Raw genomic sequence first — 12,923 nt, 5'->3', positions numbered from 1 at the left:
CTGTCATTGACGCGTCCGGCTCAACCCCTTACATCGGATACGGATTTTGCGAAATGGCGGGGCTTTGGGTTCCGCAATGCCGTCGCCCTCGGAGGACAGAAGATGGATATCAGACGCATCGATGACGATTACTCCGTAACCGGCCAGATCAGCGTGGCCGATCTCGATGAGGTGAAGGCGCTCGGGTTCAAATCCATCGTTTGCCATCGACCCGATGACGAGGAGGAAGGCCAGCCGCGTTTTGCCGATATCGCCGAACGGGCTGAAGAGCTCGGCCTGACGATCATGCATGTGCCGGTTGGTCGCTTCGGCGTCGATCCGGATGCGGTTAGCGGCATGGTGGATGCGCTGGACGAATTGCAGCGCCCGATGCTCGGCTATTGCCGTTCCGGTGCGCGCTCCACCGCTATTTACGAAAAGACTCATCATCTGCGCGGTTGATCCCGCGCCGTTTATCTAAAGCCTACCAAACAGGAGTATTTCCATGAGCATCAAGCGTATCGAACCGGGCAAGCGCATGAGCGGCGCCGTCGTTCACGGCAACACCGTCTACCTCGCAGGCCAGGTCGGCGAAGGCACCTCCGTGACCGAACAGAGCAAGTCCGCGCTGGCTGAAGTCGATCGCCTGCTGGCTCTGGCCGGCTCCGACAAGTCGAAGATCCTGCAGACGATCATCTACCTTTCCGACATGTCCACCTTCGGTGAGATGAACGCCGTCTGGGAAGGCTGGATCGACCCGGCCAACCCACCGGCGCGCGCCACCAGCGAAGCTGCGCTGGCAACGCCGGACTACAAGGTCGAGTTCATCGTCACTGCCGCGATCTGATCATCAGGCGACAGATGTTTTGAAAGCCGGTCCATTGGGCCGGCTTTTTTGTTGCGGAGAATATGTGAAGCCGAAAAATCGTTTAAACCGAATCTCTTACCGCGATCACTTCGCAGATTGAGTCAGTGCCTTGGTAAGTTGATTCAAGTCGGTGACCCGCTCGGCAAACCACAGTCTTGCCAGATCCTGTGACGAGGCCAGATTGATGCCGTCCGGATCGATCGAGGTGACCTTCCATGCGCCGGGCTTTTTACCGGCCATGACGGCGAGCCGTGAGGCTTCGCCTTTGACCGCGTTGATGCGGACAATCTCGTCATCGACCGCAGCGATCAAACTTTCTGCGCCGGTCAAATCCGTGCGCAGGTCGTCGGCGGTGATGTTGCTGGCGTTGCGCGCAGGGCCGCCATTGATTTGCACGCCGTCAATCCTCATCCGGTAAAGCTGGGTGTCCGGCAAACCGAGGTAGAGCTTGGCCTTTGGGTAGCGCGCGATATAGCGCGCCTTGGCAAGTGGTGTTTCCGCGTCGCTCATCAGTTCCGCCCGGCCGACCAATGTCAGACGGGGCAAGGTAAGGGCGTCGCCCTTGTTAAAGGGAGCCAGCACCAGCGAGATGCGCGGATCAGCCTCGATGTTGCGCGCATGAAGCGCCAGGCGCGCGGCGAAAAAGAACGGCGTTCCATCCGGCTCGACGGCGATGTTGGTGGCGGTATTGTAGGGGTAGCCGCTTGCGGGATCGAGAGTTGCCAGACCGCAGGTTCGTGATGTCAGCAGTACATCGCGTGCCACTCGGATAGCTTCGAAGGGAGCACCGGCCGAAGCTTCGATCTTGGCATTGCGGGGTGTTATGACCGGGATTTTGCTGTTGTGCATGGCAGTCTGTCGTTCCTCATTCCTGCTCGTCAAAGAGATCAAGCCAGCCCGGTATACCGGACTGTCGTGTCTACTTTATCGCGCTCACGCGCTTCAGCTGATTTCTGTCACGGAGACAGGACCGAGGGAAGAGAGGAATGGCTGCGACTTCAGCTCTTGTTCCTGATCTGCGTCAGCGTGCGGGCAGGGGTAATGGCTTCTGCGTCGAGCTTGATTTCGATGATGGCCGCCTTGCCGCTGGCGCGTGCGCGCTCGAAGGCAGGACCAAAGTCTTCGGTCTTTTCCACCAACTCCCCATGTCCGCCGAAGGCCTTGGCATAGGCGACGAAATCCGGGTTGACGAGATCGGTGGCGCTGACGCGGCCGGGATATTCCCGCTCCTGGTGCATGCGGATCGTGCCATAGGTGCCGTTGTTGACGAGCACCGTGATGATCGGCAGGCCGTAGCGCACGGCGGTGATGAATTCCTGTCCGTGCATCATGAAGCAGCCATCACCCGCAAAGCAGATGACTTCTCGTGCCGGGAAGAGGTGTTTTGCCGCAACGGCTGCGGGCAGGCCATAACCCATGGAGCCGGAGGTGGGCGCGGCTTGTGTGTTGAAGCGGCGGAAACGGTGGAAGCGGTGGACCCATGTGGCGTAGTTGCCGGCCCCGTTGGTGAAGATCGCATCTTCTGGCACATTTGCCTCGATCCAGTCCATGATCGGCCCCATCTGCACGTTGCCGGGACCGGTCTTGGGTGGTGTGGACCATTTCAGATAGGCCTCGTGCATGGCAGAGGTGCGTTCTGCCCAAGCTGGGTTTGCATCCATTTTGAGCTCTGCCAGAGCTCCGACGAAGTCCTCTGGCGCGGCGCAGATGGCGAGATCCGGGCGATATATGCGGCCAAGCTCCTCGGCCTCTGGGAAGACATGCACCAGCGTCTGAGATGGGTAGGGGATGTCCAGCATGGTGTAGCCGGAGGACGGCATTTCCGACATGCGGGCGCCGACAAGCACGATGAGATCGGACTCCTTGATCTCCTTCGATAGCGCCGGATTGATGCCGATGCCGACATCGCCTGCATAAGAGGAACTCGTGTGATCGAAGAGCATCTGGCGGCGGAAGGAGCAGCCGACCGGCACCTTCAGGCTTTCAGCAAAATTCTTGAAGGAGGCAACTGCTGCTTCCGACCAGCGCGTGCCGCCGAGGATGAACATCGGACGCTTGGCGTTTGCGAGTAGGTCTGTGAACTTCTCCATCTGCTTGCGGCCGGGATGGTTTTCGACCGGCGTATAAGCTTTGGCTTCGGGGGCTTCGACCTCTTCCACCAGCATGTCTTCGGGCAGTGTCAGCACGACGGGGCCGGGGCGGCCGGATGTTGCCACCGCAAAGGCGCGTGTGACAAATTCAGGGATTCGGCGGGCATCGTCGATCTCGCCAACCCATTTGGCAAATTCGGTGAAGGCGCGGCGATATTCGACTTCCTGGAAGGCTTCGCGTTCGCGTGCGTCGCGCTGCACCTGGCCGATGAAGAGGATCATCGGGATCGAATCCTGTCTTGCGACATGCAGGCCGGCGGACGCATTGGTGGCGCCTGGACCGCGTGTGACCATGCAGATGCCGGGTTCGCCGGTCAGGCGGCCCCAGGTGTCGGCCATCATTGCGGCGCCACCTTCCTGGCGGCAGACGACGGTCTCGATGCCGCTTTCATAGAGCGCGTCCAGAACCGCCAGATAGCTTTCGCCCGGCACGCAGGAGACGCGCGATACGCCATTGGCTTTCAGCGCCTCGACAATCAGCTGCCCGCCGGTTCTCTTTCCCAAAGTCGTCATTGCGCGATGTTCCTTTCGATATCGTCCAGTTCGGCCAGAACTTCGGCCTGATGTTCTCCAAGGCGCGGGCTTGGACGGGTGTAGCGCAGCGGCGTTTCCGAGAGCACGATCGGCGTGCGGACGCCGGGGATGACCGTGCCATCGGCGGCTTCCAGATCGATGCGAAGACCGCGTGCCTGAACCTGCGGATCGGCAAACATTTCCTCAATGGAGTTGATCGGGCCTGCCGGAACCGCATTGCTTTCGCAGGCGGTCAAAAGATCCCGCTTCATCCATTTCAGCGTCTCGGTGGAAACGATCTGCCGGACGTCCAGCTTGTGCGCCACGCGCGCCTTGTTGGTGGCATAGCGCTCGTCATCGGCAATCGCATCGATGCCGAGGATCTTGCAGAGGCGCTTGAACTGACCGTCATTGCCGACGGCAAGAATCAGGAAGCCATCGGCTGTCGGCACCACCTCATATGGGGAGATGTTCGGATGTGCGTTGCCGAGCCTGACGGGCGGCTTGCCCGAGATCAGGTAGTTCATGTTCTGATTGGCCAGCACGGCGGACTGTACGTCCAGCAGCGCCATATCAATGTGCTGACCCTGGCCCGTTCTGAGGGTGTGGATCAGGGCTGCCTGAATGGCGGTGACGGAATAGATGCCGGTGAAGATATCGGCGACGGCTACGCCCGCCTTCATCGGCTGGCCGTCCGGCTCACCAGTGATCGACATGAAGCCGGACATGCCCTGGACGATGTAATCGTAACCGGCAAAATCCGCATATGGCCCCGTCTGGCCGAAACCGGTGATGGAGCAGTAGATCAGTTTCGGGTTCAGTGCGCGAAGGCTCTGGTAATCCAGGCCGTATTTCTCCAACCCGCCGCGCTTGAAGTTCTCTATCACCACGTCGGCGGTCTTGACCAGGCGCCGCACGATCTGTCGGCCTTCCTCGGTCTTGAGGTCTACAGTGATGGAGCGCTTGCCGCGATTGGTTGAATGATAATATGCGGCCGAGAGGTTGTCGCCATCCTGGCCTTCGACGAAGGGCGGTCCCCAGGCACGGGTATCGTCGCCACCATCCGGGCTTTCGACCTTGATGACATCGGCACCCATATCGGCAAGCATCTGGCCCGCCCATGGCCCTGCCAGAACGCGAGCAAGTTCGATGACACGAATGCCCTTCAGGGGCGGCTCTTTCGACGATGAGGGTTCGACCATGAGTTACCTTGCGCTTTCCCGAGCCTTATAAACGGGCGGGTTGAGGCGCGCATGTGAATTTATCTCATGGCCTTATTCCGTTTGGGAAACGACGCTTTTCTTTCCGGCTGTCACTCTTGCAGCCCATGCCGCGAAATCCGCAGCAGGCTTTTCCCAGCCGATCTCGTTCAGCGTCTCGTGGCGCATGCCTTTGTAGATCGTGTCTTCCACATCCGAGAAGCCGGCATTGCGGAATTTCTCCGCCAGCCAGCGAATTTCCCGGCCGTCATTGGTCGCGGCATCCTGGTCACCGCTGACGAGCAGGATGGGAAGCTGCTTGGACAAGCGCTGGATCAGTTTCGGGCCGCGGTAGGACATTTCGAAGACATCCTGCCACAGCGAAACACTTGCCTCGAACTGGCAAAGCGGATCGCCCACATAGGCATCGACGGCCGCCTTGTCGTGGCTCAGCCAGTCGGCTGTGGTGCGCTTTTCCGGCATGCGCGCATTCCAGATGCGGAAGGTGGCTTTTGGCAGAACGGCGGACGGCACGTCGGAGCCCTTCAGCATTTTTTCGATGCGCAGAACGCTTTGCGCGATGCGGCCCATCACGCCGGTGTTGAAGTTGGAGTTCCAGATGGAGAGTGCGTCGAAACGATCCGGGTGGCTGACGGCGGTGTTGAGTGCGATCAGTCCGCCCATGGAGTGACCGAAGAGAATGACGGGGAGGCCTGGATGGCGTTGCTCGACCAGATCGCGCATGGCGATGACGTCCTCGACGACCTTGTAGAGCCCTTCCTTGGCGGCGAAGCGGCCGATTGGCGCGTCCGCCGAGCGTGTGCGGCCATGGCCGCGATGGTCATGCGCATAGACCTCGAAGCCGTGATCGGCCATGAAATCGGCGAAGTGGCGATAGCGCCCGGCATGATCGACAAGCCCGTGGCAGATCATCAGAACACCTTGCGGTTCGCCTCTGGCAGCTTCATGGCGATAGGCGAGCGTAGCGCCGGATGCGCTTTCCAGCCGCTCGATTTTGCCGAACATCAGATCGTCGCCCATACGCTCTTCCACTTGCTTATTATTGGCCAAGAGGTTGCTCCTCAGCCCCGTTTACCTTACATAGCGGCAAATTTCCCAATCCGAATTTTCACATCCGACGCGGAGCATTCGCTACAATGGCACGCCAATTCATCTATCACATGTCCGGGCTGAACAAGTCCTATGGCGCGAAGAAGATTCTCGAGAACGTGAACCTCTCCTTCTACCCGGATGCCAAGATCGGTATTCTCGGGCCCAACGGTGCCGGTAAGTCGACGGTTCTGCGCATCATTGCCGGTCAGGACAAGGAATACACGGGCGAAGCGTGGCTGGCCGAAGGCGCGACTGTCGGCTATCTGGAACAGGAGCCGAAGCTCGATCCCAACAAGAACGCCTTCGAAAACGTCATGGAAGGCGTTGCCGACAAGCAGGCCGTGCTCGACCGCTACAACGAATTGATGATGAACTATTCCGACGAGACCGCCGATGAAGGCGCCAAGCTCCAGGATATCATCGACAGCCAGAACCTGTGGGACCTTGAACAGCAGGTCGAAATGGCGATGGAAGCGCTGCGCTGCCCGCCTAAGGATTCCGACGTGACCGTTCTTTCGGGTGGTGAGCGTCGTCGTATCGCCCTTTGCCGTCTGCTGCTGTCGCAGCCGGACCTGCTGCTGCTCGACGAACCGACCAACCATCTGGACGCTGAAACGATCGCCTGGCTCGAAAAGCATCTGCGCGACTATCCCGGCGCCGTCATGATGATCACCCACGATCGCTACTTCCTCGACAATGTCACGGGCTGGATCCTCGAGCTCGACCGTGGCCGCGGCATTCCTTACGAAGGCAACTACTCCGCATATCTGATGGCCAAGGCCAAGCGCATGCAGCAGGAAGCGCGTGAAGAAGCCGGTCGCCAGAAGTCGCTGTCGCGCGAACAGGAGTGGATTGCATCCAGCCCGAAGGCCCGTCAGGCGAAGTCCAAGGCGCGTATCAAGGCCTACGAACAGCTGGTCGATGCGGCCGAGAACATTCGTCCCGGCGATGCCCAGATCATCATTCCGGTTTCCGAACGTCTCGGTCAGGTCGTTGTCGAGCTGGAAGGCGTCAAGAAGGGCTTCGAAGGCCGCACGCTGATCAACGATCTGTCGATCAAGCTGCCGCCAGGCGGCATCGTCGGCATCATCGGCCCGAACGGTGCAGGTAAGTCGACGCTGTTCAAGATGATCACCGGCCAGGAAAAGCCGGATGCCGGTTCGATCCGCATCGGTGAAACGGTTCATCTCGGCTATGTCGACCAGAGCCGCGATGCTCTCGATGCCGACAAGACCGTCTGGGAAGAAATTTCTGGCGGCGCGGAAATCATCAAGCTCGGCAAGTTCGACATGAACAGCAGAGCCTATTGCGGTGCCTTCAACTTCAAGGGCGGCGATCAGCAACAGAAGGTCGGCAATCTCTCCGGTGGTCAGCGCAACCGCGTTCACCTTGCAAAGATGCTGAAGGCCGGCGGCAACGTTCTTCTCCTCGACGAACCGACCAACGACCTCGATACCGAAACGCTGGGTGCGCTGGAAAGCGCGCTGGAAGCCTTCGCCGGCTGCGCCATCATCATCAGCCACGATCGCATGTTCCTCGACCGTCTGGCCACGCACATCCTCGCCTTCGAAGGCGACGGTCATGTGGAATGGTTCGAAGGCAACTTCGAGGATTACGAGCAGGACAAGATCCGTCGTCTTGGCCCAGATGCGCTGAACCCCGGCAGCCAGGCTTACAAGCGCCTGACGCGTTAAGCTCGATTGATGCTCAGCAATGAGGACGAGGCATCGGCGAAAGCCGGTGCCTTTTTTCTATTGATTTGCAACTCTTTGTTGCCGTCATCACGAAACTCGACCCGGGTTTACCAAATTTTATGCCGCACTCGCTTAGGTTGGGAAAGCATAGCATCAACCTTTCCCGCGCGGTCAAGATTTTCCAAATCGTGCGGCTCCGCTTTTTGAGGGACCCATGTTTTCTATTAGGAATATTCTTGTCGGTGCCTTTTTGCTTGTGAGCATCATGCTCTGCGGCATCGTCGGTTCTTTGACCTATTCGGCATACTCGCAATATAAGGTCAGCCAGTCGGTCAACGAGTTGGCAGACCTCGATCGCGCTCTATTCAATGTTCTCTTGAACTTTCGCAGCGAGCGCGGCGATAGTGCGACTGCGTTGACGATGTCGCGCGCCGCGGGCGCCACATCCTACGAAGCCGTTCAAAAGGCGCGGGCTAAGGTCGATGCCGCGATCTCTCAAGCATTGGCTGGTAGCGAAACCGTGGTGACGCCAGAAATTGGTAGCGCCATGGCGACCACTCGCTCCATGTATGATCGGCTCGTTGCTCATCGAAAGAAGATCGACCAGGCCATCACGCTTGAACTGGAGCAACGGGAAAAGGGCCTCGACAAGGTAACGCTCGATCTGGGTACGGAATTCCTCAATTCGCTTGAGGCCTCCTCGCTGGCAATCGAAGGTGAGATGCGCAATCTCGATCCAAGCTCGGTCGCGTTGATCCAGATCCGTGCCCAGGCGTGGGCCGCACGTGCGCTGGGTGGTACCGGTACGGTCGTGATGAACGGCGCGATCGCTGCGAACCGCGGTTTGAACCCGGCCGAGGTGATCAGCGTCACATCGGCGGATGCAGGTGTCGATTTCGCCTGGAAGTCCGTTCGCGTCCTCATCAATCACCCCGATGTCGCTCAGACCTTGAAGGATGAGTTGGTCAAGGCCGACAATGGATATTTCAAGGGTGATTTTGCTGGCTGGCGTTCCGCAATCGTCAGCAAGCTGAAGGCCGGTGAGCCTGGCGGCGTCTCCATCGACGAATGGCGCCCTAAGGTCACGGCTGCGCTGGGCACGATTGCTTCGGTCGCTTCGCTTGCCATGGACGAACTGAACCGCGTCGCGATGGCGCATGAAGCGGCCTATCTGCAGTCCCTTATCTTCTACTCGGTACTTCTCGTTGCTGCTGTGGCGATCGGCGTCGCCGGTATGGTCATCGTCGTCAACCGTGTGACGAAGCCAGTCTCTGCCCTGACCCGCAGCATGCGCCAGCTTGCTGATGGCGATCTTTCCGTTACGATCGATGGTGCGAGCCGCAACGACGAGATCGGCGGCATGGCGAGCTCCGTGGCGGTCTTCCGCGAAGCTGCGATCCGTAACAAGCAGCTGGAAGCAGAGGCCGAAGCCAATCGTGTTCGTTCGGAGAACGAGCGCGTGGCAATGCAGCGACAGGCGGAAGAAGAGGCCGAAGCACGACTGGTGCAGGCCACCGGCACCTTTGCCTCGGCCATGAAACGCCTTGCGGCGGGAGACATGCTTTGCGAAGTCAATGAGCCTCTCGCTGCACAGTTCGAGGGACTGCGCCACGATTTCAACACCTCGGTCCGCCAGTTGCGCGAAGCCCTGGTAAGCGTCGGGGGCTCTGTCGATACAGTCACCGGCGGCTCCAGGGAGATATCGGACGCGTCCGACGATCTTTCCAAGCGTACGGAACAACAGGCTGCTTCTCTAGAGGAGACGGCTGCTGCGCTCGAAGAGATCACGGCGAATGTGACGGCGACATCCAGACGCACGAATGAAGCCCGCGACGTGGTGCTCGAGGCCCGCAAGAAGGCCGATCATTCCGGTGAGGTCGTCGGCAACGCCGTTGCTGCGATGGAGCGGATCGAAGGGTCCTCGAAGCAGATCGGCCAGATTATCAGCGTCATTGACGAGATCGCGTTCCAGACGAACCTTCTGGCGTTGAACGCCGGTGTTGAAGCGGCACGCGCTGGCGACGCGGGTAAGGGCTTTGCGGTCGTCGCGCAGGAAGTGCGCGAATTGGCGCAACGCTCCGCCAGTGCGGCAAAGGAGATCAAGCAGCTGATCAGCAACTCCGCCGTCGCGGTCAGCGAAGGTGTTCGCCTCGTCAGCGACACCGGTTCAGGTCTTTCGCAAATTGCCGAGCTCGTACAGTCGGTCAATATCCACATGGACGCCATCGCCACTGCCGCGCAAGAGCAGTCTGTGGGGCTGTCCGAAGTCAATCACGCCGTCAACCACATGGATCAGGCTACCCAGCAGAACGCCGCGATGGTGGAGGAGATGAGTGCGTCTGGCGCCGCACTTGCGCAGGAAAGCATCAAGCTTAAGGAGCTTCTCTCGCAGTTCGAGCTTGGCCACGCCGCAAGCCAATTGCGCGGCATGGGCGAAACGATGCGTCACGCAGCATCTTCACGACCGGCGCCGCAGCCACAAGCCGCTCGCATGCGCTCGGCTCCGATGACGCATGGCAACGCAGCCGTCGCTGCAAATGAGTGGACCGAGTTCTGAAAGCGGTCCACGCCCTAGATTAATGAGAGAGGCGGGAGATCATTCCGCCTCTCTTTTTTTATGGAGCAGTGTCTGCTTTAAGATTGACCAGCGGCAATTTGCTTCCACTTGGAGAAGGTTAGCGTCCCGGGTATGTCTCTGCGAGGCTGATCTGGCAGGAGCGCGATATACTCCAGTGAGTGGCCATCGGGATCATCAAAGTAGACACTGGCAGCCGGCATCCAGGGGAAGATGATGGGCTCTTCGATCTCCGATCCCGCACCGTCGCGTGGAGTGATGCCCTTGGAGCGCAGATAGTCGGAAGACTTCAGCAATTGCTCAAGGCTTGTTTGGAAAGCGATGTGAAGCCGGTTTCGCAGTGGAGAGCTGTGTATGGACCACAGGCCCAGCATGGAGGTCCCGCGACCTGCAACCCAGAAGAACGCAACGTTTCTTTCGGGTATGACATGTGCCAGCTCCAACCCGACGACATCGCGGTAGAAATCGATGGATCGATCAAGGTTTGAAACGGTCAAATGGGTTTCGTAGAGACCTTTGAGGGAAATCATGAGCGTACTCCTGGTTATGCGCCTGCTTCGGGGCTGGCTTGTGAGTTGCTCGTGTTGGTACGACCTCAACCTTAGTTGAGGTCAAGGCATTCTTTGCAGAAATTTCCAGTGGCGGAAAGCCGCTGATCTTGGTGGAAGCGACCCTTGGTGGCCGGCCGAGAGGTGTTCGGTCGCGGGAAGGACATTTTGCGCGGGCGCTCCTCCACTGGTTTTCGCCTTCAGATGCAAGTCCAGTCTTGCATCTGTTCGCTAATCGTATAAAGATATCTTTATATGTTGATTGGATGAGGTTGCGGCTTTGGCGCTCGGGTTGGATAATCTGGTGGATCTGTTGAAGGCAGCGGGGGAGCCGACGCGCTTTCGCTTGCTGGCGCTGCTGTCTGCCGGTGACTTGACGGTGACCGACCTCACCGAAATTCTCGGTCAGTCGCAGCCGCGCATCTCGCGTCATCTCAAGCTTCTGGCCGAAGAAGATCTGATCGACCGGTATCAGGAAGGTGCCTGGGCTTACTTCCGCCTGAAGCAGGATGGCAAGTCTGCCGAACTCGTCAAGCAGTTGCTGTCGCTTGCTTCTTCTGCCGACGCCGTTCTATCGCGGGACAGTGAACGACTTGCGGCCGTCAAGCGTGTGCGCGCGACACGCGCGCAGGAATATTTCAGCCGTAACGCCTCTGCCTGGGACGAGCTTCGCCGCCTGCATGTCAGTGATGAGGCCGTCGATGCGGCGCTTCTTAAGCTCATCGGTACGACACCGGTTGATTCGATGCTCGATCTCGGAACGGGTACCGGCCGTATCTTGCAGCTTCTTAGCGGCATTTATCGCCGTGCCATCGGCATCGATGCCAGTCGCGACATGCTGGCTGTTGCGCGCTCCAATCTGGACAAGGTGGGTGTGGCGCATGCCTCCGTGCGTCACGGCGATATTCTCAACCTGCCGCTCGAAGGCCAGGATTTCGATCTGGTCGTCGTGCACCAGGTTCTGCATTTTCTCGATCATCCGGAAATGGCGATTGCCGAGGCGGCGCGCATGCTGCGCCCCAATGGCCGTCTGGTGATCATCGATCTGGCGCCCCATTCGCTGGAATATCTGCGAGAAGAGCATGCGCATGTCCGCCTGGGATTCTCGAACCAGACCATGGAAGAGTGGCTGAAGAAGGCCGGTCTCTCGCCGGAAAAGTCGATGGACTTGCATTCCGGCAAGGCATCCGCCCAGTCGCTGGACGTCACCATCTGGGTTGCACGCGACCCGCGCCTGCTGATTGCCGGGGATCAATCCGCAGAGCCTCAATTCGTTTCCGCCGGGAGGGCATGACATGACCAAGACAGAGATCGACCGCAACCCTTCCAGCGACTTCAAGCTCTCCTTCGAGTTCTTCCCGCCGAAGAGCCCCGATATGGATGTGCAGCTTTGGGAAACGGTGGAAGACCTCTCGCGCTGGAACCCGGACTTCGTGTCCGTGACCTATGGGGCAGGGGGCACCACCAAGGCGCCGACACTGGAAGCAGTGCGCCGGATGATCTCGGTGGCAGGCTTGTCGACGGCATCGCACCTGACCTGCGTGGATGCCAGCAAGCGCGAGACACACGAGGTTGTGGAAGAGCTGCGCAATGTGGGCGTCAAGCATTTCGTCGCGCTTCGCGGCGATCCTGCAACGGGGATTGGTACGGCCTACAAACCGCACCCGGAAGGGTACGAGAACGCCGCTGCCCTTGTGCGCGGCTTGAAGGAACTGGGCGACTTCGAGATTTCGGTGTCCTCCTATCCGGAAAAGCATCCGGAGAGCGAAAGCAACGCCGTCGATATCGAGATGCTGAAGCTCAAGGCGGATAGCGGCGCAACGCGGGCGCTGACACAATTCTTCTTCGACAATGATATCTTCGAGCGTTACATGGAGCGCGTCACCAAAGCCGGTATCAAAATACCGGTCGTGCCGGGTATCATGCCAATCCAGAACCTCACGCAGTTGAAGCGTTTTGCCGGTCGCTGCGGCACCAGCATTCCAGCTTTTCTCGACGAGCGCTTTGCCGGTTATGATGATGATCCGGTCGGTCGTGCCAAGGTTGCCGCCGATGTGGCTGCCGAGCAGATCTTCGACCTGCAGCGTCGCGGCGTTAACGAATTCCATCTGTACACGATGAACCGCGCACCACTGGTCAATGCCGTTCTAGAGAATGTCGGCTTCCGGCCGGCGCGCAAATCTGCCGCCTGATCGCGCCGCTGTAAACGGAAATAAAAAAAGCGCAGGTAGAAAAACCTGCGCTTTTTTAATGGCTTATGAGGATCAACTTGCGGCCGGGCGTC

The 12,923-nt window shown here is 59.2% G+C and carries 11 protein-coding genes; 6 read left to right on the top strand and 5 right to left on the bottom strand.

Annotated elements, in window-relative coordinates:
- The first annotated feature begins 102 nt into the window (after nt 1-102).
- Together EYC79_RS18550 and EYC79_RS18545 are read left to right on the top strand one after the other, a co-directional pair.
- Nucleotides 103-441, top strand: coding sequence for a protein tyrosine phosphatase family protein (locus EYC79_RS18550; protein ID WP_062426491.1), 339 nt, complete (start codon nt 103-105; stop codon nt 439-441).
- Nucleotides 442-484: 43 nt separating this feature from the next.
- Nucleotides 485-826 carry a RidA family protein gene (locus EYC79_RS18545; RefSeq protein ID WP_062440491.1) on the top strand — a complete coding sequence of 114 codons (342 nt, stop codon included), beginning with the start codon at nt 485-487 and terminating at the stop codon, nt 824-826.
- 105 nt (nt 827-931) lie between these two features.
- Here the strand turns inward: EYC79_RS18545 and EYC79_RS18540 are convergent, their stop codons facing one another.
- The 4 genes from EYC79_RS18540 to EYC79_RS18525 form a co-directional block, all read right to left on the bottom strand.
- Nucleotides 932-1,696 (bottom strand): HugZ family pyridoxamine 5'-phosphate oxidase, encoded by a 765-nt coding sequence (locus EYC79_RS18540; protein WP_130979008.1) that lies wholly within the window; start codon nt 1,694-1,696, stop codon nt 932-934.
- A 149-nt stretch (nt 1,697-1,845) separates the two neighbouring features.
- Complete coding sequence (locus EYC79_RS18535; protein ID WP_130979006.1) at nt 1,846-3,510, bottom strand: thiamine pyrophosphate-binding protein; 1,665 nt, start codon at nt 3,508-3,510, stop codon at nt 1,846-1,848.
- Nucleotides 3,507-4,712, bottom strand: a complete 1,206-nt coding sequence (gene caiB / locus EYC79_RS18530) for a succinate--glutarate CoA-transferase (protein WP_130979004.1) — start codon at nt 4,710-4,712, stop codon at nt 3,507-3,509. Before caiB ends, EYC79_RS18535 begins: the two co-directional genes overlap by 4 nt.
- A gap of 72 nt (nt 4,713-4,784) precedes the next feature.
- Nucleotides 4,785-5,750, bottom strand: a complete 966-nt coding sequence (locus EYC79_RS18525) for an alpha/beta hydrolase (protein ID WP_130979376.1) — start codon at nt 5,748-5,750, stop codon at nt 4,785-4,787.
- Between the two features lie 116 nt (nt 5,751-5,866).
- Between EYC79_RS18525 and ettA the strand changes: the two genes are divergently transcribed.
- Together ettA and EYC79_RS18515 are read left to right on the top strand one after the other, a co-directional pair.
- Nucleotides 5,867-7,516 carry an energy-dependent translational throttle protein EttA gene (ettA, locus tag EYC79_RS18520; protein ID WP_130979002.1) on the top strand — a complete coding sequence of 550 codons (1,650 nt, stop codon included), beginning with the start codon at nt 5,867-5,869 and terminating at the stop codon, nt 7,514-7,516.
- 214 nt (nt 7,517-7,730) lie between these two features.
- On the top strand, nt 7,731-10,073 hold the full coding sequence (locus EYC79_RS18515; protein WP_130979000.1) for a methyl-accepting chemotaxis protein: 2,343 nt from the start codon (nt 7,731-7,733) through the stop codon (nt 10,071-10,073).
- A gap of 77 nt (nt 10,074-10,150) precedes the next feature.
- On the opposite strand, the gene EYC79_RS18510 is transcribed toward EYC79_RS18515, so the two are convergent.
- Complete coding sequence (locus tag EYC79_RS18510) at nt 10,151-10,621, bottom strand: VOC family protein (protein ID WP_130978998.1); 471 nt, start codon at nt 10,619-10,621, stop codon at nt 10,151-10,153.
- Between the two features lie 298 nt (nt 10,622-10,919).
- Here EYC79_RS18510 and EYC79_RS18505 point away from each other — a divergent pair, with 298 nt between their 5' ends.
- Complete coding sequence (locus EYC79_RS18505) at nt 10,920-11,933, top strand: ArsR/SmtB family transcription factor (RefSeq protein ID WP_062599016.1); 1,014 nt, start codon at nt 10,920-10,922, stop codon at nt 11,931-11,933.
- 1 nt (nt 11,934) lies between these two features.
- The gene (gene metF / locus EYC79_RS18500) at nt 11,935-12,831 is read left to right on the top strand and encodes a methylenetetrahydrofolate reductase [NAD(P)H] (protein WP_130978996.1); all 897 of its coding nucleotides are present in this window, start codon (nt 11,935-11,937) and stop codon (nt 12,829-12,831) included.
- Nucleotides 12,832-12,923 lie beyond the last annotated feature (92 nt).

This window comes from Agrobacterium cavarae (assembly GCF_004310285.1).
Taxonomy (GTDB): Bacteria; Pseudomonadota; Alphaproteobacteria; order Rhizobiales; family Rhizobiaceae; genus Agrobacterium; species Agrobacterium cavarae.
This window is presented reverse-complemented; position numbering and strand designations above follow the sequence as displayed.